This window comes from Nocardia coubleae NBRC 108252 (assembly GCF_001612805.1).
Taxonomy (GTDB): Bacteria; Actinomycetota; Actinomycetes; order Mycobacteriales; family Mycobacteriaceae; genus Nocardia; species Nocardia coubleae.
This window is the reverse complement of record NZ_BDBD01000028.1, coordinates 20,410-44,621: the sequence shown is the minus strand read 5'-3', so window position 1 is coordinate 44,621 and position 24,212 is coordinate 20,410. Positions and strand designations below refer to the sequence as shown.

Here is a 24,212-nt window from a genome sequence, read left to right as displayed (position 1 = left end):
GCTGTCATGGCGGACTTAGGTGGGGCGGTAGCGCGAGGCCATGGCCTCGGTGATTGTCCGGAGGTGGGCGCGGAACTCGGGGGGAGCGAGGACCTCGACGTGGTTTGCCAGGGGGAGTAGGGCGTGGGTCAGTACTTCGTAGGACTCTGAGGGGATGGTGATGTCGGCCCAGCCGTTGGGGTCGGTGGGGCCGAGGGTGGCCAGTGCGGCGTGGACGGCTGCCGGGTCGTTCATGAGGCGCAACAGGCCGAGGTGTGCGGTGGCGATCCGGCATTGCGCGTCGACTTTCAGCATGGACCGCCCGAAGTCGGCTGCTGCGGCCTGCCAGTGGGCGGCGAGGTCGAAATCGGTTGGGCGGTCGAATGGTTCGCCGGTGAGGTGGGCCGTGGCGATCCGGCTGGCCCGATAGGAACGAATATCGGAGCGGACGCGTGCGACGAGGTACCAGGTGCCCGCCTTCATCACCAGGCCCAGCGGGTCGACCGTTCGTTCGACCGCGTCGTCACCTCGTCGGTAGGTGATCGCGAGGCGGCGGTCGTGCCAGACGGCGTCGGCGATGGTTGCGAGAGTGGGGGTTTCGTCGGGGCGGTGGAACCAGCCGGGCATATCGATGTGGACGCGCTCGGCGATGCGGGTTGCCCGGCCGCGCAGTTCCGGTGGCAGCGCGGCCAGCATTTTCAGCTGTGCGGTGGCGAGGACGGTGCCGAGGCCGAGGTCGGCGGCGGCGCCCGGTAGGCCGGCCAGCAAGACGGCGTCGGCCTCGTCGGAGGTGAGGCCGGTGAGCCGGGTTCGGTACCCGTCGACCAATCGCACCCCACCACCGCGCCCGGGTTCGCTGTACACCGGCACACCCGCCGCCGACAGCGCCTCCACATCCCGGTACACCGTGCGCACCGACACCTCCAGCTCCCGCGCGAGCTCCCCGGCCGTCGACCCGCCGTTGGCTTGCAACAAGAGCAGTAGCTGCACCAGCCTGCTCGCTCGCATACCCCGAGACTAGCCGTGAACCTTGACACAGGATGTCAAGGTTGGGTCGTAGCGTGAGCGTATGACCACTTGGAGCCAGTTCACCGAGGAAGCGCCGCGCATCGCCGAGCTGTTCCTGCGCAGACACCGAGCCACCGGCAATCTGTGCATGCTCGGCACCCTCCGCGCCGACGGATGGCCACGGATCAGCCCGATCGAACCGATGGTCTTCGAGGACATGCTGGTGCTGGCGGGCATGCCGGACACCCGCAAGTTCGACGACCTCGCCCGTGACCCCCGCTTCTGCCTGCACACCGCGACCGTCGACACCAACGTCACCGAAGGCGACGCCAAACTCTTCGGCACCGTCACCGACCTGAAGGACGAATCCGTCCACGCCCGCTTCGCGCAGAAACTCTTCGACGACAGCGGTTTCGACATCCGCGGCCAGAAATTCGACCACTTCTACATCGCCGACCTCACCAGTGCCTCCACGGTCGAAGTCGCCGATGACCAGCTCGCCATCACCATCTGGAAACCCGGCGAGGGCGAGCGAGTCGTCACCAAACGCTGAATCCCTCCACCGCCCGCGTCCGACTGACTATGGACTATGGCTGACTGGTCAGTCATTATAAATTCGTGCCGAAGCGAGTGGATGTAGATGCGCGGCGGACCGAAATTCTGGAGGCGGCCGTCCGGGTCTTCGCCAGGAAAGGGTTCGCCGCGTCGCGGATCGAGGATGTGGCGGCGGAGGCCGGGGTCGCGAAAGGGAGTGTCTACCTCGCGGTCAGCAGCCGGGAAGAACTGCTGACCGCCGCGTTCGACCAATACCGTGCCCGCGCGGAACAGCAGCTCGCCGCGCCCGGAAGTGGTCCAGCGCTCGATCGGCTGGCGCAGTTGATCCGGTCGACCGTGGCGATGCTGGCAGCTCACCCGGACCACGCGCGCGTATTGCTGGACGTGTGGTCGGCCAGGACACCGCTGGATATGGCCGCCGTCTACGAGGGCTACCGGGCGGCCGTCGCGGAACTGCTGCGTGCGGCCGACGCCGAGGGGCAATTGCGGGCGGGTATCGGCGACGCGCACGCGGCGGTGATCGTCGGCGCGATCGAAGGGTGCCTGGTGCAGTGGCTGGCCGACGACCGCGTCGCCCTCACCGAGATGACCGAACCCCTGGTGCAGGTGTGCGTGGAAGGTATCCGCCGATGACGATCACCGACCGGCTCATCGCGCCCGGAGCGACGAGAAGCGAAGCAGCCCTGTGCTATTCGTCGGCAGTCGTCGGTGGGGTGACGGCTGCGCTGCTGGCGAGAAACGCGGGGGGCTCCGCACTGGTCGTCGCGGTGGTCGCCCTGATCGGCTTCGACCTATTCGGCGGCGCGGTGGTCAATGCGACAGCATCGGCTAAAAGCTGGTTCCACCGGCCCGGCCGAACCGCCCGTCATCACCTCACCTTCGTCGCCATCCACGCCCAACCGTTCCTGCTGGCGCTGGTGGTCCCGGGATTCGGTTGGTGGGTCGCGGCGGCGATCTACGGACTCGTCCTCGCGGCGGCCGTCGTCGTCCTCTCGGTGCCCGATCAGCTGCGCGTGCCGGTGGCCTTCGCCGCCACGGTATTCGGCGTAGCGATCACCACGTCGATGCTCACAGTGCCGACCTTCCTCCTCTGGTTCGGCCCGGTACTGCTGATCAAACTCCTCCTCGCGCACCTTCAGCCCGATACACCGCAGGCAAGGTGACGGATCGCCCGCGCGCGGTGTCGGGGATCGGCTGGTGCGCTGTGCCACGATGACCCGCATGGAGCTGCTCGCTTCCGCCGGTGCCGACGGGCCGACGCCGATCGTGTCGCTGTTCTGGATCGCGCTGGTCGCGGTGATCGCACCGGTCGTGTCGCGCCTGCTGCGCGGATACCTGCCCGATGTGGTGATCCTGCTGGTCGCGGGTGCGGTGCTCGGCCCGTACGTGCTCGGGTGGGCCGACACCGGCGGCGGCGTCGACCTCGTCAGCGAGCTCGGGCTGGGAATGCTGTTCCTGCTCGCGGGCTACGAACTCGACCCGGCCCTGCTGCGAGGGAAATCGGGGCGAACGGCCTGGCTGGTCTGGCTCGTGTGCCTGGTCTTCGCGTTCGGGATCGTCACGCTGGCCACCGACCGGTCGACGGGCACCCGCATCGCCGTGGCTATCGCGCTCACCTCCACCGCGCTCGGCACGCTCCTGCCGATTCTGAAGCAGGCCGGAATCGCCGACTCACCACTCGGTCGCGCGGTGATGACGCACGGCGCGGTGGGCGAACTCGGGCCCATCGTCGCGATGTCGGTGCTGCTGAGCAGCCGCGACTCGATGTCGGCGCTCGTCACCGTGCTGATGTTCGTGATCGCGGCGGTGCTCGTCGGGCTGATCCCGGTGCGCATGCTCGACCGGATGCCCGACCTCGGATCGGCGCTCGGCCGGCTCGACGGCGGCACCTCGCAGCTCCCGGTGCGCGGAGTCGTGCTGCTGCTCCTCGTCCTGATGGTGATCGCCGAGGAATTCGACCTCGACGTGGTGCTCGGCGCCTTCGCCGCGGGCATGATCCTGCGCAAACTCATCGCCGCGGGCCACCCCGATGTGGACGCCTCGCTCGAGGCCATCGGTTACGGCCTGCTGATCCCGGTGTTCTTCGTGGTGTCCGGAATGGGTATCGACGTGTCCGCCGTCGCGGGCAACCCGGCGCTGTGGGTGTGGTTCGTGCTCACCATCGCGATCGCACGCGGTCTGCCGGTGTGGCTGAGCGAGCGCTTCGTGCCGCACGGGCTGAACCTGCCCACCGGCCGCGAGCGGGTGCAGTTGGCGCTCTACGCGGCCACCGGTCTGCCGATCATCGTCGCGGTGACGCAGGTCGCGACCCGCACCGGCCTGCTCAGTAGCGAGGTAGCCTCGATACTGGTGGCCGCGGGAGCCACAACGGTATTGGTGTTCCCGCTGGTCGCGCGACTGATCGGGGCACGTGGCGCCGAGCCCGTCACACCCGCGCATGAATGAGCTTGCATACTCGTGCATAATCATCACATGGTGGAAACGTCCGGAGGACCCGTATTACGGGTGGCGGTTGCCGGTGCCAGTGGGTACGCCGGTGGCGAGGTGTTGCGTCTGCTGCTCGGCCATCCCGAATACCGAGCCGGGCGCCTCGAGATCGGGGCGCTGACCGCCGGATCCAACGCGGGCACCGCCCTCGGCGCACTGCAGCCGCAGCTGCTGCCGCTGGCCGACCGCGTCCTGCAGGAAACCACCCCGGAGACCCTGGCCGGACACGACATCGTGTTCCTCGGTCTGCCGCACGGCCAGTCCGGCGCGATCGCCCAGGCGCTGCCCGAGTCGACGGTCGTCATCGACTGCGGCGCCGACTTCCGGCTCACCGACCCCGCCGCCTGGGAGAAGTACTACGGCAGCGCCCATGCGGGCAGCTGGCCCTACGGTCTGCCCGAACTGCCCGGCGCGCGCGCCCGGCTCACCGGTGCCCGCCGCATCGCGGTGCCCGGCTGCTACCCGACGGTGTCCAGTGTCGCGCTCGCCCCGGCCGTCGCGGCGGGCATCATCGAGCCGAACGTGAACGTCGTCGCGGTGAGCGGCGCCTCGGGTGCCGGCCGCAAACTCGACATCGGCCTGCTCGGATCCGAGATCATGGGCAGCGTGCGCGCCTACAGCGTGGCGGGTGCCCACCGGCACACCCCGGAGATCGCGCAGAACCTGAAAGCCGCGGGCGGCGTGGATGTTTCGGTGTCCTTCACGCCCGTGCTCGCGCCGATGCCGCGCGGCATCCTCGCCACCTGCACCGCACCGGTGAAGGTCGACGCCGCGCAGGCCCGGGCCGTCTACGAAAAGGCTTACGCCGACGAACCTTTCGTGCACCTGCTGCCCGAAGGCATGCTGCCGCAGACCGGTTCGGTGCTCGGCTCCAACGCCATCACCCTGCAGGTCGCCGTCGATGCCGACGCGGGCCTGCTCGTGGTGATCGGCGCGATCGACAATCTGACCAAGGGCACCGCGGGCGCCGCGGTGCAATCGATGAATCTGGCCGTCGGTTTCGACGAGACCGCAGGACTTTCCACCGTAGGAGTGGCACCGTGACAACCCCTGATCCGCACGCGCCGGACCACGGCAAACTCATCCACACCCAGGGCGTCACGGCCCCGCTCGGCTTCCGCGCGGCGGGCATCGCGGCGGGCATCAAGGCCAGCGGCAAGCCCGACCTCGCGCTGGTGCTCAACGAGGGCCCCGAATACGCCGCGGCGGGCGTGTTCACCCGCAACCAGGTGAAGGCCGCCCCCGTGCTGTGGTCGCAGCAGGTGCTGAAGTCCGGTCACGTGCGCGCGGTCATCCTCAACTCCGGTGGCGCCAACGCCTGCACCGGCCACGGCGGTTTCCAGGACACCCACAGGACCGCCGAGGAACTCGCCGCGGCACTGAGTAATTGGGGCACCGAGACCGGCGCGGGCGAGATCGCGGTCTGCTCCACCGGCCTGATCGGTGACCGGCTGCCGATGGACAAACTCGTCCCCGCGATCACCGAGATCGTGCACGAGATGGGCGGCGGTCTCACCGGCGGCTCCGACGCGGCCCACGCCATCATGACCACCGACACGGTGCCCAAGGAATCGGCCTTCCACCACGAGGACAAGTGGAACGTCGGCGGCATGGCCAAGGGCGCGGGCATGCTCGCCCCCTCGCTGGCCACCATGCTCGTCGTGCTCACCACCGACGCGGTGGCCACCCCCGAACAGCTCGACGAGGCGCTGCGCAAGGCCACGAAATACACCTTCGACCGGCTCGATGTCGACGGCTCCTGCTCCACCAACGACACCGTGCTGCTGCTGGCCAACGGCGCGAGCGGCGTCACCCCGTCGCAGGACGACCTCGACGCCGCCGTGTTCACCGTGTGCGACGACCTGGCCGCTCAGCTCATGGCCGACGCCGAGGGCGTCACCAAGCGGGTGCGGGTCACCGTCACCGGCGCGGCCACCGAGGACGAGGCGCTCACCGTCGCCCGTGCCGTCGCCCGCGACAACCTGGTCAAGACCGCGCTGTTCGGCTCGGACCCGAACTGGGGCCGGGTACTCGCCGCCGTCGGCATCGCCCCGGTGACCCTCGACCCGCATCGGATCGCGGTGTCGTTCAACGGGAATCCGGTCTGTGTCGACAGTGTCGGCGCTCCGGGCGCGCGTGAGGTCGACCTGTCCGGTGCCGACATCGACGTGCTGATCGAGCTCAATGTGGGTGAGGGCACCGCCATGGTGCGCACCACCGACCTCTCGCACGGCTACGTCGAAGAGAATTCGGCGTACAGCTCATGAACGCCGGTGTGCTGCACAGCCTTTCGGCCCTCGACAAAGCGCATGTCCTCGCCGACGCGCTGCCGTGGCTGCAGAAGTTCCGCGACAAAATCGTCGTCGTGAAGTACGGCGGCAACGCCATGATCGACGACGACCTCAAGTCCGCCTTCGCCGCCGACATGGCGTTCCTGCGCACCGTCGGCGTGCACCCCGTTGTCGTGCACGGCGGCGGCCCGCAGATCAATGCCATGCTGAAGAAGCTGGGCATGGAAGGCGAATTCCGTGGCGGTTTCCGCGTCACCACCCCCGAGGTGATGGATGTGGTGCGGATGGTGCTGTTCGGTCAGGTCGGGCGCGAGCTGGTCGGGCTGATCAACGCGCACGGGCCGTACGCGGTCGGCATCTCCGGTGAGGACGCGCACCTGTTCACCGCCACCCGGCGCACCGTCGCCGTCGACGGGGTGGCCACCGATATCGGCCTGGTCGGCGATGTCACCGAGGTCAACCCCGGCGCCGTGCTCGACCTGATCGACGCGGGCCGCATCCCGGTGGTCTCCACCATCGCCCCCGACGCCGACGGCGTGGTGCACAACATCAACGCCGACACCGCCGCGGCCGCGCTGGCCGAGGGCATCGGCGCCGAGAAACTCGTCGTCCTCACGGATGTCGAGGGCCTGTACACGGACTGGCCGGACCGATCCTCGCTCACCAGCCGGATCGACGCCGACGCCCTCGCCGAGTTGCTGCCGAGCCTGGACGCGGGCATGGTGCCGAAGATGGAGGCCTGCCTGCGCGCGGTCCGAGGCGGGGTGCCGAGTGCCCACGTCATCGACGGGCGCGTCCCGCATTCGGTACTACTTGAACTGTTCACCGGAGAAGGAATCGGAACCATGGTGACCCCGGGGGAGGCCGAAGATGAGTGAAGTGGCGAAACTGCAGCAGCGGTGGTCGGCCGCGCTGATGAACAACTACGGCACCCCGAAGGTGGCGCTGGTGCGTGGCGCCGGGGCCGTGGTCTACGACGCCGACGGCAAGCGCTACGTCGATTTCCTCGGTGGTATCGCGGTCAACAGCCTCGGCCACGGTCATCCCGCCATCCTCGAGGCGGTCACCCAGCAGCTCGGCACCCTCGGCCACGTGTCGAATCTGTACGCCAGCGAACCCGTGATCGAACTGGCCGAGAAGCTGCTCGCCCACTTCGGCGACGGCGAGGGCAAGGCGTTCTTCTGCAACTCCGGCACCGAGGCCAACGAGGCCGCGTTCAAGATCGCGCGGCTCACCGGGCGGTCCAAGATCGTCGCCGCCGAGGAGGCGTTCCACGGGCGGACCATGGGCGCGCTCGCGCTCACCGGTCAGCCGTCGAAGCGGGCGCCGTTCGAGCCGATGCCCCCCGGTGTCGTGCACGTGCCCTACGGTGACGCCGCCGCCCTGGAAGCCGTCGTCGACTCCGACACCGCCGCGGTGTTCCTCGAGCCGATGATGGGGGAGAGCGGTGTGGTCGTCCCGCCGTTCGACTACCTCGCCAAGGCGCGCGAAATCACCTCGCGGGCAGGCGCTTTGCTGATCCTGGACGAGGTGCAGACCGGAATCGGCCGTACCGGAACGTTTTTCGCACACCAGGCGGCCGGGATCGTGCCCGACGCGATCACCCTCGCCAAGGGTCTGGGTGGTGGCCTCCCGATCGGCGCCGTGCTGGCACAGGGACGGGCGGCCGAACTGCTCACCCCGGGTCTGCACGGCACCACCTTCGGCGGCAATCCGGTCTGCGCCGCGGCGGCGCTGGCCGTGCTGCGCACCATCGACTCCGAGGACCTGCTGAGCCATGTGGAATGGGTCGGCAAGAAACTCAGCGACGGCATCGCCCTGCTCGAGCACCCCGAGATCGACCATGTGCGTGGGGCGGGCCTGCTGATCGGCATCGTGCTGCGCAACGACATCTCCGCCCACGTGGACGAACGGGCCCGCGAGGCCGGGTATCTGCTGAATCCCGCCAAGCCCGACGTGATCCGGTTGGCACCGCCCCTGGTGCTCACCGAAACCCAGGCCGACAATTTCGTCGCCGACCTGCCCGAGATCCTCGACAAGGCCGCCGCCGATGCCAAGGGAGCGACCAAGTGACCCTGCGCCATTTCCTGCGCGACGACGACGTGAGCCAGGCCGAACAGGCCGAGATCCTCGCTCTCGCCGCCGAACTCAAGAAGAACCCCTTCGCGCACCGCCCGCTGGAAGGCCCGCGCGGAGTGGGGGTGATCTTCGAGAAGAACTCCACCCGCACCCGGTTCTCCTTCGAACTCGGCATCGCCCAGCTCGGTGGGCACGCCGTGGTCGTCGACGGTCGCGACACCCAGCTCGGCCGTGAGGAAACCCTCGGCGACACCGGCAGCGTGCTCTCGCGTTACGTCGACGCCATCGTGTGGCGCACCTTCGAGCAGTCGCGACTGGACGAAATGACCGCCACCGCAACGGTTCCCGTGGTGAACGCGCTGTCCAACGAGTTCCACCCGTGTCAGGTCCTCGCCGATCTGCAGACGATCGCCGAGCGCAAGGGTTCGCTGGCCGGACTCAACCTCACCTTCTTCGGCGACGGCGCCAACAACATGGCGCACTCGCTGCTGCTCGGTGGTGTCACGGCGGGCATGAACGTGACCGTCGCCGCGCCCGCCGGTTTCGAGCCGCTGCCCTGGATCATGGAGGCCGCCGCCAAGCGTGCCGCCGAAACCGGTGCGACAGTGGCTGTTACGGGTGATCCCGTCGCCGGAGCCACCGGCGCCGACGTGCTCGTCACCGACACCTGGACCTCCATGGGTCAGGAGAACGACGGGCTCGATCGCGTCGGCCCGTTCCGCCCGTTCCAGCTCAACACCGAACTGCTGGCCGCCGCCAACCCGGAAGCGATTGTGCTGCATTGCCTTCCGGCGCACCGTGGCGAGGAGATCACCGACGAGGTGCTCGACGGTTCGCACAGCGTGGTGTGGGACGAAGCCGAGAACCGGCTGCACGCCCAGAAGGCGCTGCTGGTGTGGCTGCTCGCGAAAGCCGCCGCGTGAGACCGCGATGCGGGGCCGACGCGGAGGGCAGGCGATGAGCGCACCCGAGAAGGGCACACCCGCCATCGCCCGCACCCGCGCCGGCCGCCAATCACGCATCGTCGAACTGCTCTCGGCGCATTCGGTGCGCAGCCAGACCGAACTGGCCGCACTGCTGGCCGCCGAGGGCATCGAGACCACCCAGGCCACCCTGTCGCGTGACCTGGACGAACTCGGCGCGGTGAAGCTGCGAGCCGCCGACGGCGGCGCCGGGGTCTACATCGTCCCCGAGGACGGCAGCCCCGTCCGCGGCGTCACCGGCGGTACCGGCCGCCTGTCGAAACTGCTGGCCGACCTGCTGGTGTCCACCGATTCCAGCGGCAACCTCGCCGTCCTGCGCACCCCACCCGGCGCCGCCCACTTCCTGGCCAGCGCCCTCGACCGCGCCGCCCTGCCCTACATCGTCGGCACCATCGCAGGCGACGACACCATCGCCGTCATCGCCCGCGAACCCCTCACCGGCGCCGAACTCGCCGCCAAGATCGAAAGCCTGGCCTGAACCGGCACGACAGCCGGATGTCTCGCGATCCGAGCCTCACTTCGTGCGCCATCGATCGCGGTGGGCGACCTGCCAAATAAGCACGTAGGCCGTCCATGCGCACAACAGGACCCCGGCTGCGCGGACGATGACGTGCCGGACGAGGTCATACATGCTGGTCCGGGCGCTGTGGTCGTCGACAGCGAGAACTGACCCGAGGAGCGCGGCACCGATGAGTACGGTGTGGATCGCTGGGCGCCACGGGTGCGGCGGGCTCGACGGCAGCCGTTCGGCGCGGCGTCGGATCAGAACACAGAGCACTACTGTGCCCACCGCCGACGAGACGTATCCGAGCACGTTGTACACCTTGTGTGGCTCGACTACCGGCAGCTGCAACAGCTCCCAGCGTCGCACCGCGAAACCAGCGGTTTGTGTGCAGGAATCCCACAGCACGTGGGTCGAAGCACCGAGTACGATCGCGCTGATCGAGCGGAGCGGCGCTACCCGGCCCGCACCACGATTCGGCGATGGAACGCATTTCGATCGAGCATCTCGACCCGTCCTGTGGCGGGAGCCGGAAAGCGCTGGTGAGGAAAGAAATATGCGATACGGCCACAGGGCGACGGCCGGCGCTGCCGAGAGCCGGAAAGCAGCGAGCAGCGCGATCCCGATCAGCACATCCCAACTCAGCACGCCGACTATCGAATGGGTTGCCTTACCTGTGAGCGGGCTCGGTAGGTAGTAGACGAGGTCAGGGGCGATCGAGCCCGCGATCAGCGCGACCGGTGGAAACTGCCGGAAGAACGGCACGACCGCGAGCGGATGAGCGAACGTAATCGGCACCGTCTCAACGTAATCTGGGGCGGGCGGTGTCACGTTGACGCGTACTCGATCTGCGCGGAGTCCACACAGAATCTCCGCATCCTGTGGTGATCGATGACGCGATGCGTCGCGACCGGCGGGATCAGTTGTCCGTCAGCTGCCGCCAAGCCCAATCGACTCGCACATCCAGAGGGTTGTTCGGTGTGACAGTCCTCGGCTCGGTGTTCAGCCCGTTCGGTGGGCCGGATTGTGCTTCGACGGACAGTGATTCCTCCGGCAGTGTCCACACCACCACGTCGGTGACGGGGCTGGTGATCGTGAACTCGAGGAAGCCCGGCCAGGTGAGGCGGGCGCGGACTCCGTCGGGCATGGCGAAGCAGTCGTCCCACGGCGGGGGAGTGGGTGGGATGTGGCGGCCGGTCGGGAGGTAGTCGGGGCCGCGTTCGTACTGCCAGGCCGGGTGGAAGCCGAGTTCGAGTGGGCCGGTGGCGGGGGCGACCTCGCGCAGGAACCACGGGTGCCAGCCGCCCTGGGCGGGGAACGGGTCGTGGTCGGTGGTGATGCGCATCGCCAGGGTGAGGCCCGACTCGGTGAGGGTGAAGGTCTGGACGACCGTGCCCGCGAACGGCCAGGGCGCTGTCAACCGGCAACGGAGTATCGCCTCGTTCGCGGTCCTGGAAACGACTTCCCACGCCCGGTCGCGGACGGTGCCGTGAATGCTGTTCGGCGGGTTGTCGATCGGCAGCTGGTAGGTGCGATCACCCACGGTGAGCTTGCCGTAGCCGAGCCTGCCCGCCCATGGCGCCATCACGAAACATCCGGTGCCGGGGTCCTGGCGGAGCAGTTCCGTGCCCGCCACGGTGAGGCTGTGGATGGCACCCCCGTCGTCGGGGGCGATGGTGACTGTCGCGGTACCGGCGCTGAGTCGCACGTCGTCGCTCATGCCGGGGAGACTATCGGCGCGGGCCCGTCATCCGGCGCAGCCCGCGCCGATCGACATCAGTTGAACGGGTAGTCGCCGCCACCCGCGCCACCGTTGTGGCCCGGCGTGGCGACATCGATGATGTCCTGCACCAGCTCGACCACGGCGCGACCGACATCGAGCACACCGTTGCCGAGCGTCGAGAATTCCTGCGCGATGTAATGAAGCATCTTGTTCGTCCTCACTTCTGGCGGGCCGAATAGTGCTGTCCCAGAGTGCCGTACACCACGTACGGCGCACTACCCTGCGAGGGTGCTTCCCGATCTCGCGTCGTTCAAACCGTGGGCCGACCCCGGCCGCGCGGTACCGCGGGCAGGCGTTCAGACCTGCCTGGCGCGCACGGCGGCTCGCCGACTTCGCTGAGGAGTTGCGCGAGCTGAACGCGCGCTGCCCGCGCGAGCCGGTACGACCGCGTTCAGGACGCGAGGAAATTCAGGACGGCGAGGATCAGGGGCGAGCTGAGGTCGAACAGCACGCGGCCCACGTGCAGGCCGACCGCCGCGCCGGGCTCGTAGTTCTCCATGAGGAATTGCAGGATGGCGTCTTCCATGGTGTCCTCCGGTGCCGAGGGTCAGGCGAAGAAATCCTGGAGAATGGGGGTGCTCAGGTCGAACAGGGTCTTGCCGACGGTCAGTGCGAAATTCCCGACGCCGATGACGACGAGCCCGATGAGGTCGTAGTTGGCCTGAGCGAAATCACGTAATTGCTGCATGTTTACTCCTCGACCCCGACTGGATGAGTAGCTACTGTGACCAGCGTCTCACAGATGGTGTCGGCCGTCGAGGAGTCGCACCCCGGTGATGAATGAGCTTGCATCATCGTGCATAATCATTTGCAGCAACGGCGCGAGCCGTCCACAGACACCAGTTCAAGGAGCGCAACAGACATGTCCGATCGCGTCGTACTCGCCTACTCCGGTGGGCTTGACACCTCCGTCGCCATCAGCTGGATCGCGAAGGAGACCGGTTCCGAGGTCGTGGCCGTCGCCATCGACCTGGGCCAGGGCGGCGAGGACATGAACGTGGTGCGCCAGCGAGCCCTGGACTGCGGCGCCGTGGAGGCCATCGTGGTCGACGCGCGCGACGAGTTCGCCGACGAATACTGCCTGCCCACCATCCAGGCCAACGCCATGTACATGGGCCAGTACCCGCTGGTCTCGGCCATCAGCCGGCCGCTGATCGTCAAGCACCTCGTCGAGGCTGCCAAGTTCCACAACGCCACCACCGTGTCGCACGGCTGCACCGGCAAGGGCAACGACCAGGTCCGCTTCGAGGTCGGCATCGGCGCCCTTGCTCCCGACCTGGAGGTCATCGCCCCGGTCCGCGACTACGCCTGGACCCGCGAGAAGGCCATCGCCTTCGCCGAGGAGAACAAGCTCCCGATCAACGTCACCAAGAAGTCGCCGTTCTCCATCGACCAGAACGTGTGGGGCCGCGCGGTCGAGACCGGGTTCCTCGAGGACCTGTGGAACGCGCCGACCAAGGACGTCTACGACTACACCGCCGACCCGACGGTGAACTTCGAGGCGCCCGACGAGGTCATCATCACTTTCGACAAGGGTGTGCCGGTCGCCATCGACGGCCGCCAGGTCACCGTGCTGCAGGCCATCGAGGAGATGAACACCCGCGCCGGTCGCCAGGGCGTCGGCCGCCTCGACATGGTCGAGGACCGGCTCGTCGGCATCAAGAGCCGCGAGATCTACGAGGCGCCCGGCGCCATCGCGCTGATCACCGCGCACCAGGCTCTGGAGAACGTCACCATCGAGCGCGAGCTGGGCCGCTACAAGCGGCAGGTCGAGCAGCGCTGGGGCGAGCTGGCCTACGACGGTCTGTGGTTCTCCCCGCTCAAGCGCGCCCTGGACGCCTTCGTGCAGGACACCCAGCAGCACGTCTCCGGCGACATCCGCATGGTGCTGCACGGTGGTTCCGCCGTGGTCAACGGCCGCCGCTCCGAGCAGTCGCTCTACGACTTCAACCTGGCCACCTACGACGAGGGCGACACCTTCGACCAGTCGCTGGCCAAGGGCTTCGTCCAGATCCACGGCCTGTCCTCCAAGGTCGCCGCCCGTCGCGATCTGAACCAGAAGTAGGACGAGCTTCCCGCGTCCCCGGTTCCGACATCCGACGGGCCGGGGACGCGGCGTGTTCGCACCCGGGAGCAGACACCCGGGTCCGGTGTCTCGTCGAGATGCCGGCGTAGCCGGGTGGCACCGGCACCCGCGACGCTGGTTACGGTGGTCACGGGCAATTCCCCCGCACTTCGATCCGAGGAGACCTGTAGACCATGACCGACGGCGGCAGCACGAACACCGGTGCCCTCTGGGGTGGGCGCTTCGCGTCCGGGCCCGCCGAGGCGATGGCGGCGCTGAGCAAGTCGACGCACTTCGACTGGGCGCTGGCTCCCTACGACATCCGCGCCTCCCAGGCGCATGCCCGGGTGCTGCACAAGGCGGGGCTGCTGTCCGACGAGGATCTGTCCGGCATGCTGGCCGGGCTGGACGCGCTGGCCGCCGACGTGGCCTCGGGGGCGTTCGGTCCCGCCGACTCCGACGAGGATGTGCACGGCGCGCTCGAGCGGGGACTGATCGAACGGGTCGGCACCGAGCTCGGCGGCAGGCTGCGGGCGGGCCGGTCGCGGAACGACCAGGTGGCCACCCTGTTCCGCATGTGGCTGCGTGACGGTGTTCGCCGCGTGGCCGCCGGTGTGCTCGATGTGGTCGACGCGCTCGTCGCCCAGGCCGCCGCGCACCCGGACGCGGTGATGCCGGGCAAGACCCACCTGCAGGCCGCCCAGCCCGTGCTGCTGGCCCACCACCTGCTCGCCCACGCGCATCCCCTGCTGCGCGACCTGGAACGCTTGCGCGACTTCGACAAGCGCGCCGCGATCTCGCCCTACGGTTCGGGCGCGCTCGCCGGTTCCTCGCTCGGTCTCGATCCCGAGCAGATCGCCGCGGAACTGAATTTCACCGCCTCCGCGGCCAATTCGATCGACGCCACCTCTTCGCGTGACTTCGCGGCGGAGGCTGCGTTCGTCCTCGCCATGATCGGTGTCGACCTGAGCCGGATGGCCGAGGAGATCATTCTCTGGAGCACACCGGAATTCGGCTACGTCACCCTCGCCGACGCCTGGTCCACCGGCTCGTCGATCATGCCGCAGAAGAAGAACCCCGACGTCTCGGAACTCACCCGTGGCAAGGCGGGCCGCCTGATCGGCAACCTGACCGGCCTGCTCGCCACCTTGAAAGCCCAACCGCTGGCGTACAACCGGGATCTGCAGGAGGACAAGGAACCCCTGTTCGACTCGGTCGCCCAGCTCGAACTCCTGCTGCCCGCCATCGCCGGCCTGGTCGGCACCCTCACCTTCCACACCGACCGCATGGCCGAACTCGCCCCCGCCGGTTTCACGCTCGCCACCGACATCGCGGAATGGATGGTGCGCCAAGGTGTTCCGTTCCGTGTCGCCCACGAGGCGGCCGGTGCGTGCGTGCGCGCCGCCGAGGCACGTGGTGTCGGCCTCGACGAACTCACCGACGAGGAATTCGCCGCCATCGACCCATCGCTGACCGCCGGTGTGCGCGAAGTACTCACCGTCCCCGGCTCGATCGCCTCCCGCAACGCCCGCGGCGGCACCGCGGGCGTCCGCGTCGCCGAGCAACTCGACGAGGTCCGCGAGAACGCCGACGAAGCCCGCGCCTGGCTGAACTGAACAACTCGCCGCGCCCCGCTAGTCTGCCGCCATGACCCTGCTCTTGCTGGCACTGGCCATCGCCTCCGAGGTGACCGCGACCGTTTCGCTGAAACTGTCGGAAGGATTCACCAAACCGGCGCCGTCGGTGGTGGTCGTGCTCGGATACGGTGCGGCCTTCTACTTCCTGTCCCAGGTGCTGAAGCGGGGGATGGGTATCGGCGTCGCGTACGGGATCTGGTCTGCCGTCGGGGTGGCCGCCATCGCCCTGATCGGTGTGCTGTTCCTGGGTGAGCGGCTGTCACTGGTGCAGGTCGGTGGAATCGGCTTGGTCATTCTCGGCGTGCTGGCACTGGAACTCGGTGGCGTGCACTGACTTCGGGCGGCGCCGACGTGAATCCCGCTCGGCTCACAACTCGGCGCGGACCCGGAAGCCCGCGTCGCGCAGCGCGTCCAGCACATCGTCGCGGTGCGCGGGCCCCCGCATCTCCACGGTGAGTGACACCTCCACCTCGTCGACCGCGAGCCACGTCCCGGTTCGGGAGTGGACCACATCGACCACACTGGCCCCGGCCCGGCCGACCACTCCGAGCAGCGCCGACAACGCACCCGGCCGGTCCGAGATCGTCACCCGCATCGCCAGATAGCGTCCGGCCGCGCTCAGGCCGTGGTTTATCACCCGGGTGAGCAGCAGCGGGTCGATGTTGCCGCCTGACAGAATCACCACGATCGGACCGGGCAGGTCACGCAATTCGGCGCCGAGCAACGCCGCGACCCCCGCCGCGCCCGCCGGTTCGACAATGAGTTTGGCCCGTTCCAGGCACAGCAGCAGAGCCTTGGACAGCGATTCCTCGTCGACGGTCACGATCCGCGACACCAGTTTCGACACATGATCGAACGGCACCGCACCCGGCATCCCCACCGCGATACCGTCGGCCATCGTCGACATCCGCGACGCCCGCATCGGCGTGCCTGCCCGCAGCGAATCCGGCCACGCCGCCGCCTCGGCCGCCTGCACGCCGACCACTCCGACCTGCGGCGCACAATGATTCATCGCGATCGCCACCCCCGCGAGCAACCCGCCACCGCCGGTCGGCACCACCAGGGTCCGCACATCCGGCACCTGCTCGAGAATCTCGAGCGCGACACTCGCTTGCCCGGCGACGATGTCGGGATGATCGAACGGATGAATCAGTGTCGCCCCGGTGCGTTCCGCGAATTCCTTTGCCGCGACCAGTGATTCATCGATCGTCTCACCGACCTGATGCACTTCCGCCCCGTAGGCCCGGGTGGCGACGAGCTTGGGCAACGACGCCCCGATCGGCATGAACACCGTCGAGGTGATCCCCAGCTCCGCTGCCGACCACGCCACCCCCTGCGCGTGATTGCCCGCGCTCGCCGCCACCACTCCGCGAGCCCGCTCCGCAGGCGACAGATTCGCGATCCGGTTGTATGCGCCCCGCGGCTTGAACGACCCGGTCCGCTGCAGGTTCTCGCACTTCAACCACACCGGCACTCCCGCCCGCTCCGACAGCACCCGCGACCCGACCACCGGAGTCCGCCGCACCACCGCCCCCACCACCCGCGCCGCGGCCTCCACCTGCCCGAACTCAACGCTCTCCATCGCCCCATCGTGCCAGCCGCCGCCCTCCCACGGACCTGGACGCGCGATCACCACGCTCTGGTGGCGGCTGCCACTCGGCCGATGCCGCCACCGGAGCGTGGTGATCGAATGACCAGCTCAGGCGCGGAGGGCGGCCTTGGCGATGTTGTGGGCGATGGTGCCGAGGCGGGTGAGGCGGGCGTCGCCGAGGGGCGTGAGTTTGCCGCCGAGGCGATTGGTGACGAAGGCGAGGGACAGGCCCGTTTCGGGGTCGGCGAAGGCGCCGGAGCCACCGAGACCGAAGTGTCCGAAGGCCGAGATCGGTTCGGCACGTGAGGGTTTCATGGGGACGCCGTGATAGCCCATCGCCCACGGGATGCGGAAGGCGAGCACATAGTCGGGGGTGAAGACCTGACGGGTGGCGGCGCGGCGGATCGTGTCGGGGGACAGGATGCGGGTGCCGCCGAGTTCGCCGCCGTTGGCGAGGGCGCCGTAGACGCGGGCCAGGGCGCGGGCCGAGAAGACACCGTTGACGCCGGGCATCACCGCGTCGTGCACACGCGGGTCGACGATGAGGTCGGCGAAACCGCGCGGGGTGGTTTCGGCCGCCGCCGCGAATCGGGTGCGGGTGAGCAGGTCGGAGCCGCGCTCCCAATCCATGCCCGCCGCGGTGAGGCGGGGGAACGTGGTGGCGATGCGATGGCGTTCCCCGGCGGGCACGCGGAACCAGAGCTCCTCGGCGTCGAGAGGTTCGGCGAGTTCGGTGCGGACGACGTCGACGAATTCGCGGCCGGTGACTCGCTGCACCAGTTCGGCGGCCAGGTGCCCATAGCTGATCCCGTGGTAACCACTGGTGACGAGATGACGCGGGTCCGGGGTGGCGGCGGCGAGCGCGGCGGTGACCGCCTTGTCGTCGAGGAAGGTGTCGATCGGCCCGGAGATCAGCCCGCGCAACCGGTGCAGCCCGGCTCGGTGGGTGAGCACGTCGCGAACCGTGATGCGGCCCTTGCCCGCCGCCGTGAACTCGGGCCAGTACTCGGCGACCGGGGTGTCGTAGTCGAGCTCGCCACGCTCGGCGAGCTGATGAATCACCGTGGACGCCACGCCTTTTCCGGTGGAGAAGGCCAGCGCCACCGAGTCCGCCGTCCACGGCACACCCGGGCGTGCGTACCCGGCCCACACATCGACCACCGGTTCGCCGTGCAGGTACACGCACAGCGCGCCACCCCCGTGCGAAGGCTTGCGGAACAACTGGTCGAACACGGTGACCAGACGGACGAAACGGCGATCCACCGACTGCGTTGTCGAAACTCCCATCACCCGAGCATGCCAAATCACCCATGGGACCGGTCGGTACGGTGATCTTTTCCTGACCGTCACATCCGGCAGCGTGGGCGCAATACTCGGGTCATAGCGTGCACGCATGTCCTCGAGACGACGATCGGCGCTGCTCGCGAGGCTTGTGGTGGACGAACCCGGTAGGCCACAGGTGATCCTGGGTGAACTGCGCCGCGTGATCCTCGACGGTGCCGTCCCGCCGTGCACCGTGATCCCGCTGCGCGAGGTGGCCGTGCTCTTCGGAGTGAGTCACATCCCGGTGCGCGAAGCGCTGAAAACTCTGATCGGAGAGGGGCTGGTCACCCACCGGCCGCAGCGTGGGTACCAGGTCGCGCAGCTGACGGCGCGTGAACTGCGGGAGATGTACATCGTGCGCGACACCCTGGAATCGGCGTCGCTCGCCGCGGCCGCGCTGTCGGCGGACGACGCCGAACGCGCCGAACTGCTCGCCGTGAACGACCTGCTCGAGCGGGCGATCCTCGACGACGATCCGGCGGCGTATCAGCGCCGATCGCGCTGTTTTCATGTGGCGCTGACCCGCCCGTCGCGCATGTTCCGCCTGCTGCAGATGCTCGAATCCGCCTGGAATGTCACCGAACCCGTGCAATCCATGGTGCACGTCGACCGCGCCGACCGTGAGCTCCTGCACACCGACCATCTCGCGATGCTCGACGCCTTCCTCGCCCGTGATGTGGCCCGTCTGCTCGCCGCGGCCGAGGAGCACCATCGGCGACTCGAATCGGTGATCGCGACCCTTCCCACCGACACCGGTCTGCTCGCGCCGGAGGATATATCTTCGGCGCAATAGCGGCGAAATTCGCGGGAAACCGCAGGGCAACTGCCCAAACCTACGGTCATCGCAGCAGCTGAACCCTTCGGATGGGAACGACCATGACCGATATCATCACCGTCACCGCCGGTGCGCCCGCCACTGATCCGCCCGCCTACGATCCACGATTGACCAACGAGGATCTCGCACCGCTGCGCAAGCAGACATGGGGCACCTACAACATCTTCGCGTTCTGGATGTCGGACGTGCACAGCGTCGGCGGATACGTCACCGCGGGAAGCCTTTTCGCGCTCGGTCTGGCGAGTTGGCAGGTTCTCGTCGCCCTGCTGATCGGCATCGTCATCGTCTACTTCTTCTGCAATCTGGTCGCCAAACCGAGCCAGGTGACCGGTGTTCCGTACCCGGTGATCTGCCGGAGCGCGTTCGGTGTGCTCGGTGCCAATATCCCGGCCATCATTCGCGGTCTGATCGCGGTGGCATGGTACGGAATTCAGACCTTCCTTGCCTCTGCCGCCCTGGATGTCGTTCTAGTGAAACTGTTTCCGGGTCTGGCGCCGTACGCCGTCACCGCCGACTACGGTTTCCTGGGTTTGTCGGCGCTGGGCTGGGGCAGCTATCTGCTGCTGTGGGTGGTGCAGGCGTGCGTGTTCTGGCGGGGGATGGAATCCATCCGCAAGTTCATCGACTTCTGTGGTCCCGCCGTGTATGTCGTGATGTTCGTGCTCTGCGGCTACCTGATCTCGCGCGCCGGCTGGAGCGCCATCGACCTGAACCTGGGGGAGGTGACCTACACCGGCTGGGCGTCGGTGCCGGTGATGCTCGGCGCGATCGCCCTCGTGGTGTCCTACTTCTCGGGTCCGATGCTCAACTTCGGCGACTTCTCCCGCTACGGCAAGAGCTTTCCGGCCGTGAAGACCGGCAACCTGCTCGGCCTGCCCGTGAACTTCCTGCTGTTCTCCCTGCTCGTCGTGGTCACCGCCTCGCTGACGGTGCCCGTCTACGGCGAGCTCATCACCGATCCGGTCGCGACCGTCGCCCGCATCGACTCCACGTTCGCGATCGTGCTCGGCGCGCTCACCTTCACCATCGCCACCATCGGTATCAACATCGTCGCCAACTTCATCTCGCCCGCGTTCGACTTCTCCAATGTGAGCCCGCAACGGATCAGCTGGCGCGCGGGCGGGATGATCGCCGCGGTCGGTTCGATCCTGATCACGCCGTGGAACCTCTACAACAATCCCGAGGTGATCCACTACACGCTCGAGGTGCTCGGCGCCTTCATCGGACCGCTGTTCGGCGTGCTGATCTGCGATTACTACCTGGTGCGCAAGCAGAATGTGATCGTCGACGACCTCTTCACCATGTCGGAACAGGGCAGTTACTACTACCGCAAGGGCTACCACCCTGCCGCGATCGTCGCCACGGCGGTCGGCGCGGGCGTCGCGGTGTTCCCGGTGCTGGCCAACGGTTTGCCCGGCATGCACACCGCGGCTCAGTACAGCTGGTTCATCGGCTGCGGCCTCGGTTTCGCCACCTACTACCTGCTCACCGCAGCCAGGCGCAGGACCCGGCCGGAGGTTCTCGCCTGATGCGAATCCGGGTCGTCAATCCGAACACCACCCGGGCGATGACCGACACGATCGAGCGGTGCGCCCGGGCCGTCGTCGGCGCGGGCACCGTGCTCGACGCGGTCACCTCCGCGACCGGACCGGCCTCGATCGAAAGCCACTACGACGAGGCGATGAGCGTTCCCGGACTGCTGGCCGCCATTCGGGAAGGCGAGGCCGACGGTGTCGACGGCTACGTCATCGCCTGTTTCGGTGATCCGGGCCTGGACGCCGCACGCGAGGTCGCGACCGGACCGGTGATCGGGATCGCGGAGGCGGCGATGCGAACAGCGACTCACCTGGGGCGGGGGTTCAGTGTCGTGACCACCCTCCAGCGCACCAGGGGCCGCGCAATGGATCTAGCGGAACACTATGGGCTGCAACGGTTCTGCTACGGAGTGCACGCGTGCGAACTACCTGTACTCGCGTTGGACACCGACCCGGACGCACGCAAGGTCGTGACCGAAGCGTGCCGGGCGGCGGTGTTGGCCGACGGTTCCGACGCCGTCGTCCTGGGCTGTGCCGGAATGGCCGACCTGTGCGCGCACATCCGGGCGGAGATCGGCGTGCCGGTGATCGACGGTGTCGCGGCGGCCACGTCGACCGTGCAATCTCTGCTCACCCTCGGACTGCGCAAGTCGGGGAGGGGCGAGTTCGCGACACCGCCGGCTAAGCCCTATACCGGGCTGCTGGAATCGTTCGGGTCGGAATAGGTCAGGCGTCGGCCAGCTCACCGGTCAGGGCGTCGAGTACCGCGTCGAGGTTGTCGACGTCGACGACCAGGCGGGTGAAGTCGGGTCCGTTCAGGTCGATGCGGACCGCGTTTCCGTCGAAAGTGGTGTCCCAGAACTCTTTCCGGCCCTTGCCCCGATAGACACCTGCGGCGATCACGCCGGGGATGAAGGTACCGGGAGCGCGGACCCATGGTGGCCGCAGATCCACCTCGGCGGTGGTGATCTCGGTGATGGCGGCACGGTCGATCACGACCTGCTGGCGCAGTGCGAGCAGCCGATGCCCACCGAGTACATGGACCGTCACCGTGTCGTTGTCGACCTCGAGCTCGACCATCGCTACCTCACTCACCATCTGCGGAAACGTTCCCTATCGAGAGTGCTCCCGTGGCCTGGCTTGCGACTGTGGCGAGCCTGTGAGTTAGCCAAGGAAGTCAGAGGCATAGTTTAATGTAGATATACGCATCTATCGGGAGTTGTGTTAGGAGTGCAGCTCACCCGGCATGGCCGGGAAAAGACGGCAAGGAGGGGAACGGGTGTGCCCGGTGGTCGATGGCGACTACCGGGCACTCCGAGGGCAGGTCGGTCAGAGGTCAGCAGGCGACCTTGTCCGCCACGATCAGCAGATACTGGAAGCTTCCCTCCCGGTACGCCGTGAGAAACGGCTGTTCCACCCCGGTCGCGAGCTCCGAATGCGTCCGCAGATCCCAGTACGGAATCGTGTCCGGTGTCAGATCGATGACCGTGGTCGGCACCAGACCGTTCTCCGACAGCGCACGGAAGTACTCGCTGCGCGGGTGGATCATGCAGCCGTAGTGGGCATCGATCCAGCTCACCGATGCGGACCGGCCGCCGATCACATCGTTGGAGCAGCCGGTGATGCACACGTAGCGCCCGCCCGGTTCCAGCACGCGGGAGAACTCCGCGAACAGCGGGAACAGATCGACGTACATGGTGGTCTCGTTGGTCCACACGGCCCGGACCGACTCGTCGTCGAAACCGGTGTCGAGCATATTGCGGAAGTGGAAGCGCACCCGATCGGAGACACCGCGTTCGACGGCCTGGTCGTTGGCGAAACCGACCTGGTACTCGGAGATGCTCACCCCGTCGACCGAACAGCCGAAGCGCTCGGCCGCCATGAAGCTGGTGCCGCCGCGACCCGAACCGCCGTCGAGCAGGCGGTCGGCGGGGGTGATGGCGCCGAGGTGGTCGAGGAGGAGATCGGCCTGGGCGGTCTCGAGGCGGTGCAGTTCCCGCACGAGGCGCTCCTGCCGGGTGTCCTCGGGGCCTTCGATCACCGACCAATCGGGCTCACCGATGCCGTAGTGGTGGTGGTAGAGGCCGTCCACCTCGCCGAGCTTCGTGTTGACCCGGTCGTCGTTGGGATTGTTGTTCCAGTAGGCAGCGACCGAACGCTGGTAGGTGGTGCGCAGCACGGAGCTGTCGGTGTGGGCGTTCGCGATGGTCATCGGTCGTCCTCTCGTGGTGCGGTGTCGTGGTACCGGCGGCTGTCGGCGTGCCAGGCGCGGTTGCCGCCCATCCAGGCCCACAGGCCCGTCAGGAATCGGCGCAATTGCGGTGAACCCGCGGCGGCCAAGGGTGCGGCCTCGCGTTCGAATCGGTGCATGAGTTCGTCGTGGATCTCGGCGGTGCGCAGCACGGCATCGGCCCGGCTGCACCCCTCCTCGGCGGCGAGGACGGTCGGCAGGTTGAACTCCCGCCCGCCCGAAAGGTCTTCGCGTGCCATCGAATACAGATCGTTGACCATCTGTGCGGCCAGGGCCGCGGTGGTGACGACCCGCCGGACGGCCGGGTCGGTGTACTCGGGGGCGCCGAGTTCGTAGCGGCCGACCGCGTCGATCGGCGCCATACACGGCAGGAAACTGTGCGGTTGCCGGTTGGTCAGGTACTCCCACACCGGCGGCATCCGCCCCGCCGCCCGCCAGCCGGCCTCGGCGCCGAGCGCGATGAACCAGCCCGCGATCTCGGTCCGGAGCCTGGCCAGCTGGGCGTCGCTCGCGTACCCCGCCAGGTGCGCGAACGAGGTGCGGAACGCGCGGAGGATCGGGTCGGCCTGCATGGCCTGTTCGAGCCGTGGCGCGTAGCGCATGGGCAGGTGCGCCGGGTCCATGGCGGCGGCGGCGAGTTCGAGCCGTGGCCCGAGTTCGGCGGCGGCGCTGGACGGGGTGCCGTCGGGTGCGGTGTCGCCAGGGGCGTCCTCCTCGCAGTAGTAGTCGTCGACCGACCATTCGGCGACGGCGCAGCGGGCCGCGGCGAGCAGCAGATCGGGGTCGTCGCAGTCGGGATGGGCCAGCATGATGAGCCTGCCGAAATCGGCCTTGCCGAGTTCGTCGAGGCGGCCCTCGTACAGGCCGATCTCGGCGGCCCACGCGAGCAGTCCGACATTGACGGCTTCGGCCAGGGCGGGGTCGTCACGTTCCGGCGGCGGGCAGTAGAGCGCCGGGATGTCTTGCCTTCCACCGCTTTCGGGCTGCTCGGTGGTGCGGTTCGCGAGCAGGGACACCTGCAGGCCCGACGTGCCGAGACCGGTCGGACCGCGCAGCCGGTGCGCGGCGGGCGGGCTCACCACATCGGACGTGCCGCTCCGCGCCGCCGAGGTGGGTGCCGCGAGCCGGGGCACACGGCCGATGAGCTCCGCGCCGCGATTCGAGTGGAGCGCGAAGGGTCGGGCGACCGGTGACGCACCCGCGAACACGTCGGCCGGGGCTGACGCGCCGTGTAACAGGGCAACGACCGTCGCGGCGAGGTCGTCGGCCGCCGGGGGAGCGGCGGCTCTGCTGAGCAGGGACATGGCC

The 24,212-nt window shown here is 68.2% G+C and carries 27 protein-coding genes; 16 read left to right on the top strand and 11 right to left on the bottom strand.

Annotation, left to right across the window (positions count from 1 at the left end; genetic code table 11):
- Positions 1–15 precede the first annotated feature (15 nt).
- Positions 16–987, bottom strand: a complete 972-nt coding sequence (locus NCO8_RS28695) for a helix-turn-helix transcriptional regulator (protein WP_067644456.1) — start codon at positions 985–987, stop codon at positions 16–18.
- A 61-nt stretch (positions 988–1,048) separates the two neighbouring features.
- On the opposite strand from NCO8_RS28695, the gene NCO8_RS28690 reads away from it, so the two are divergent.
- From NCO8_RS28690 to NCO8_RS28645, 10 genes are all read left to right on the top strand, one after another.
- Positions 1,049–1,540 carry a pyridoxamine 5'-phosphate oxidase family protein gene (locus NCO8_RS28690; RefSeq protein WP_067644453.1) on the top strand — a complete coding sequence of 164 codons (492 nt, stop codon included), beginning with the start codon at positions 1,049–1,051 and terminating at the stop codon, positions 1,538–1,540.
- A gap of 65 nt (positions 1,541–1,605) precedes the next feature.
- The gene (locus tag NCO8_RS28685; protein ID WP_067644452.1) at positions 1,606–2,175 is read left to right on the top strand and encodes a TetR/AcrR family transcriptional regulator; all 570 of its coding nucleotides are present in this window, start codon (positions 1,606–1,608) and stop codon (positions 2,173–2,175) included.
- Positions 2,172–2,705, top strand: a complete 534-nt coding sequence (locus NCO8_RS28680; RefSeq protein WP_067644449.1) for a hypothetical protein — start codon at positions 2,172–2,174, stop codon at positions 2,703–2,705. Before NCO8_RS28685 ends, NCO8_RS28680 begins: the two co-directional genes overlap by 4 nt.
- A gap of 58 nt (positions 2,706–2,763) precedes the next feature.
- Positions 2,764–3,987, top strand: a complete 1,224-nt coding sequence (locus NCO8_RS28675) for a cation:proton antiporter (protein ID WP_067644469.1) — start codon at positions 2,764–2,766, stop codon at positions 3,985–3,987.
- 27 nt (positions 3,988–4,014) lie between these two features.
- Entirely contained in the window at positions 4,015–5,073 is a 1,059-nt protein-coding gene (gene argC, locus NCO8_RS28670) for an N-acetyl-gamma-glutamyl-phosphate reductase (RefSeq protein ID WP_067644445.1), read from the top strand.
- Entirely contained in the window at positions 5,070–6,296 is a 1,227-nt protein-coding gene (argJ, locus tag NCO8_RS28665; protein WP_067644442.1) for a bifunctional glutamate N-acetyltransferase/amino-acid acetyltransferase ArgJ, read from the top strand. The genes argC and argJ overlap by 4 nt, the downstream gene beginning before the upstream one ends.
- Positions 6,293–7,198 (top strand): acetylglutamate kinase, encoded by a 906-nt coding sequence (gene argB / locus NCO8_RS28660; RefSeq protein ID WP_067644438.1) that lies wholly within the window; start codon positions 6,293–6,295, stop codon positions 7,196–7,198. The genes argJ and argB overlap by 4 nt, the downstream gene beginning before the upstream one ends.
- A complete protein-coding gene (locus NCO8_RS28655) occupies positions 7,191–8,393 on the top strand; it encodes an acetylornithine transaminase (RefSeq protein WP_067644436.1) in 1,203 nt (400 codons plus the stop codon). The genes argB and NCO8_RS28655 overlap by 8 nt, the downstream gene beginning before the upstream one ends.
- Positions 8,390–9,322 (top strand): ornithine carbamoyltransferase, encoded by a 933-nt coding sequence (gene argF / locus NCO8_RS28650; RefSeq protein ID WP_067644433.1) that lies wholly within the window; start codon positions 8,390–8,392, stop codon positions 9,320–9,322. Before NCO8_RS28655 ends, argF begins: the two co-directional genes overlap by 4 nt.
- Positions 9,323–9,356: 34 nt before the next feature.
- Positions 9,357–9,860 carry an arginine repressor gene (locus NCO8_RS28645; RefSeq protein ID WP_067499094.1) on the top strand — a complete coding sequence of 168 codons (504 nt, stop codon included), beginning with the start codon at positions 9,357–9,359 and terminating at the stop codon, positions 9,858–9,860.
- Positions 9,861–9,896: 36 nt separating this feature from the next.
- Here NCO8_RS28645 and NCO8_RS30930 read toward each other — a convergent pair whose 3' ends face one another.
- From NCO8_RS30930 to NCO8_RS31950, 5 genes are all read right to left on the bottom strand, one after another.
- Positions 9,897–10,715: a DUF4184 family protein gene (locus NCO8_RS30930; RefSeq protein WP_167353350.1), complete on the bottom strand. Its 819-nt coding sequence runs from the start codon at positions 10,713–10,715 to the stop codon at positions 9,897–9,899.
- Between the two features lie 88 nt (positions 10,716–10,803).
- On the bottom strand, positions 10,804–11,604 hold the full coding sequence (locus NCO8_RS28635) for an aldose epimerase family protein (protein ID WP_067644427.1): 801 nt from the start codon (positions 11,602–11,604) through the stop codon (positions 10,804–10,806).
- 56 nt (positions 11,605–11,660) lie between these two features.
- Positions 11,661–11,813 (bottom strand): hypothetical protein, encoded by a 153-nt coding sequence (locus NCO8_RS31705; RefSeq protein WP_157102182.1) that lies wholly within the window; start codon positions 11,811–11,813, stop codon positions 11,661–11,663.
- Between the two features lie 245 nt (positions 11,814–12,058).
- Positions 12,059–12,193 carry a hypothetical protein gene (locus NCO8_RS32815; protein WP_255284058.1) on the bottom strand — a complete coding sequence of 45 codons (135 nt, stop codon included), beginning with the start codon at positions 12,191–12,193 and terminating at the stop codon, positions 12,059–12,061.
- Between the two features lie 21 nt (positions 12,194–12,214).
- Positions 12,215–12,355: a hypothetical protein gene (locus tag NCO8_RS31950; protein WP_166655845.1), complete on the bottom strand. Its 141-nt coding sequence runs from the start codon at positions 12,353–12,355 to the stop codon at positions 12,215–12,217.
- Positions 12,356–12,529: 174 nt separating this feature from the next.
- Between NCO8_RS31950 and NCO8_RS28630 the strand changes: the two genes are divergently transcribed.
- From NCO8_RS28630 to NCO8_RS28620, 3 genes are all read left to right on the top strand, one after another.
- Positions 12,530–13,732 (top strand): argininosuccinate synthase, encoded by a 1,203-nt coding sequence (locus NCO8_RS28630; RefSeq protein WP_067499100.1) that lies wholly within the window; start codon positions 12,530–12,532, stop codon positions 13,730–13,732.
- A 194-nt stretch (positions 13,733–13,926) separates the two neighbouring features.
- Positions 13,927–15,348, top strand: a complete 1,422-nt coding sequence (gene argH, locus NCO8_RS28625; protein ID WP_067644424.1) for an argininosuccinate lyase — start codon at positions 13,927–13,929, stop codon at positions 15,346–15,348.
- A gap of 31 nt (positions 15,349–15,379) precedes the next feature.
- Entirely contained in the window at positions 15,380–15,703 is a 324-nt protein-coding gene (locus NCO8_RS28620) for a DMT family transporter (protein ID WP_067644420.1), read from the top strand.
- Positions 15,704–15,736: 33 nt separating this feature from the next.
- Here NCO8_RS28620 and ilvA read toward each other — a convergent pair whose 3' ends face one another.
- Complete coding sequence (gene ilvA / locus NCO8_RS28615; RefSeq protein ID WP_067644468.1) at positions 15,737–16,951, bottom strand: threonine ammonia-lyase; 1,215 nt, start codon at positions 16,949–16,951, stop codon at positions 15,737–15,739.
- Between the two features lie 117 nt (positions 16,952–17,068).
- Positions 17,069–18,247, bottom strand: a complete 1,179-nt coding sequence (locus tag NCO8_RS28610) for a serine hydrolase domain-containing protein (protein ID WP_067644418.1) — start codon at positions 18,245–18,247, stop codon at positions 17,069–17,071.
- A 106-nt stretch (positions 18,248–18,353) separates the two neighbouring features.
- Between NCO8_RS28610 and NCO8_RS28605 the strand changes: the two genes are divergently transcribed.
- The 3 genes from NCO8_RS28605 to NCO8_RS28595 all read left to right on the top strand — a co-directional run bounded on the left by NCO8_RS28605 (position 18,354) and on the right by NCO8_RS28595 (position 21,378).
- A complete protein-coding gene (locus NCO8_RS28605; RefSeq protein ID WP_067644415.1) occupies positions 18,354–19,076 on the top strand; it encodes a GntR family transcriptional regulator in 723 nt (240 codons plus the stop codon).
- 83 nt (positions 19,077–19,159) lie between these two features.
- A complete protein-coding gene (locus NCO8_RS28600; RefSeq protein ID WP_067644412.1) occupies positions 19,160–20,647 on the top strand; it encodes an NCS1 family nucleobase:cation symporter-1 in 1,488 nt (495 codons plus the stop codon).
- Entirely contained in the window at positions 20,647–21,378 is a 732-nt protein-coding gene (locus NCO8_RS28595; RefSeq protein WP_067644408.1) for an aspartate/glutamate racemase family protein, read from the top strand. The genes NCO8_RS28600 and NCO8_RS28595 overlap by 1 nt, the downstream gene beginning before the upstream one ends.
- Position 21,379: 1 nt before the next feature.
- Here NCO8_RS28595 and NCO8_RS28590 read toward each other — a convergent pair whose 3' ends face one another.
- The 3 genes from NCO8_RS28590 to NCO8_RS28580 all read right to left on the bottom strand — a co-directional run bounded on the left by NCO8_RS28590 (position 21,380) and on the right by NCO8_RS28580 (position 24,208).
- Positions 21,380–21,751, bottom strand: a complete 372-nt coding sequence (locus NCO8_RS28590) for a hypothetical protein (RefSeq protein WP_245655543.1) — start codon at positions 21,749–21,751, stop codon at positions 21,380–21,382.
- Positions 21,752–21,989: 238 nt separating this feature from the next.
- Positions 21,990–22,865: a geranyl diphosphate 2-C-methyltransferase gene (locus tag NCO8_RS28585; protein ID WP_067644405.1), complete on the bottom strand. Its 876-nt coding sequence runs from the start codon at positions 22,863–22,865 to the stop codon at positions 21,990–21,992.
- Positions 22,862–24,208, bottom strand: coding sequence for a family 2 encapsulin nanocompartment cargo protein terpene cyclase (locus NCO8_RS28580; RefSeq protein WP_067644402.1), 1,347 nt, complete (start codon positions 24,206–24,208; stop codon positions 22,862–22,864). Before NCO8_RS28580 ends, NCO8_RS28585 begins: the two co-directional genes overlap by 4 nt.
- Between the last annotated feature and the right edge of the window lie 4 nt (positions 24,209–24,212).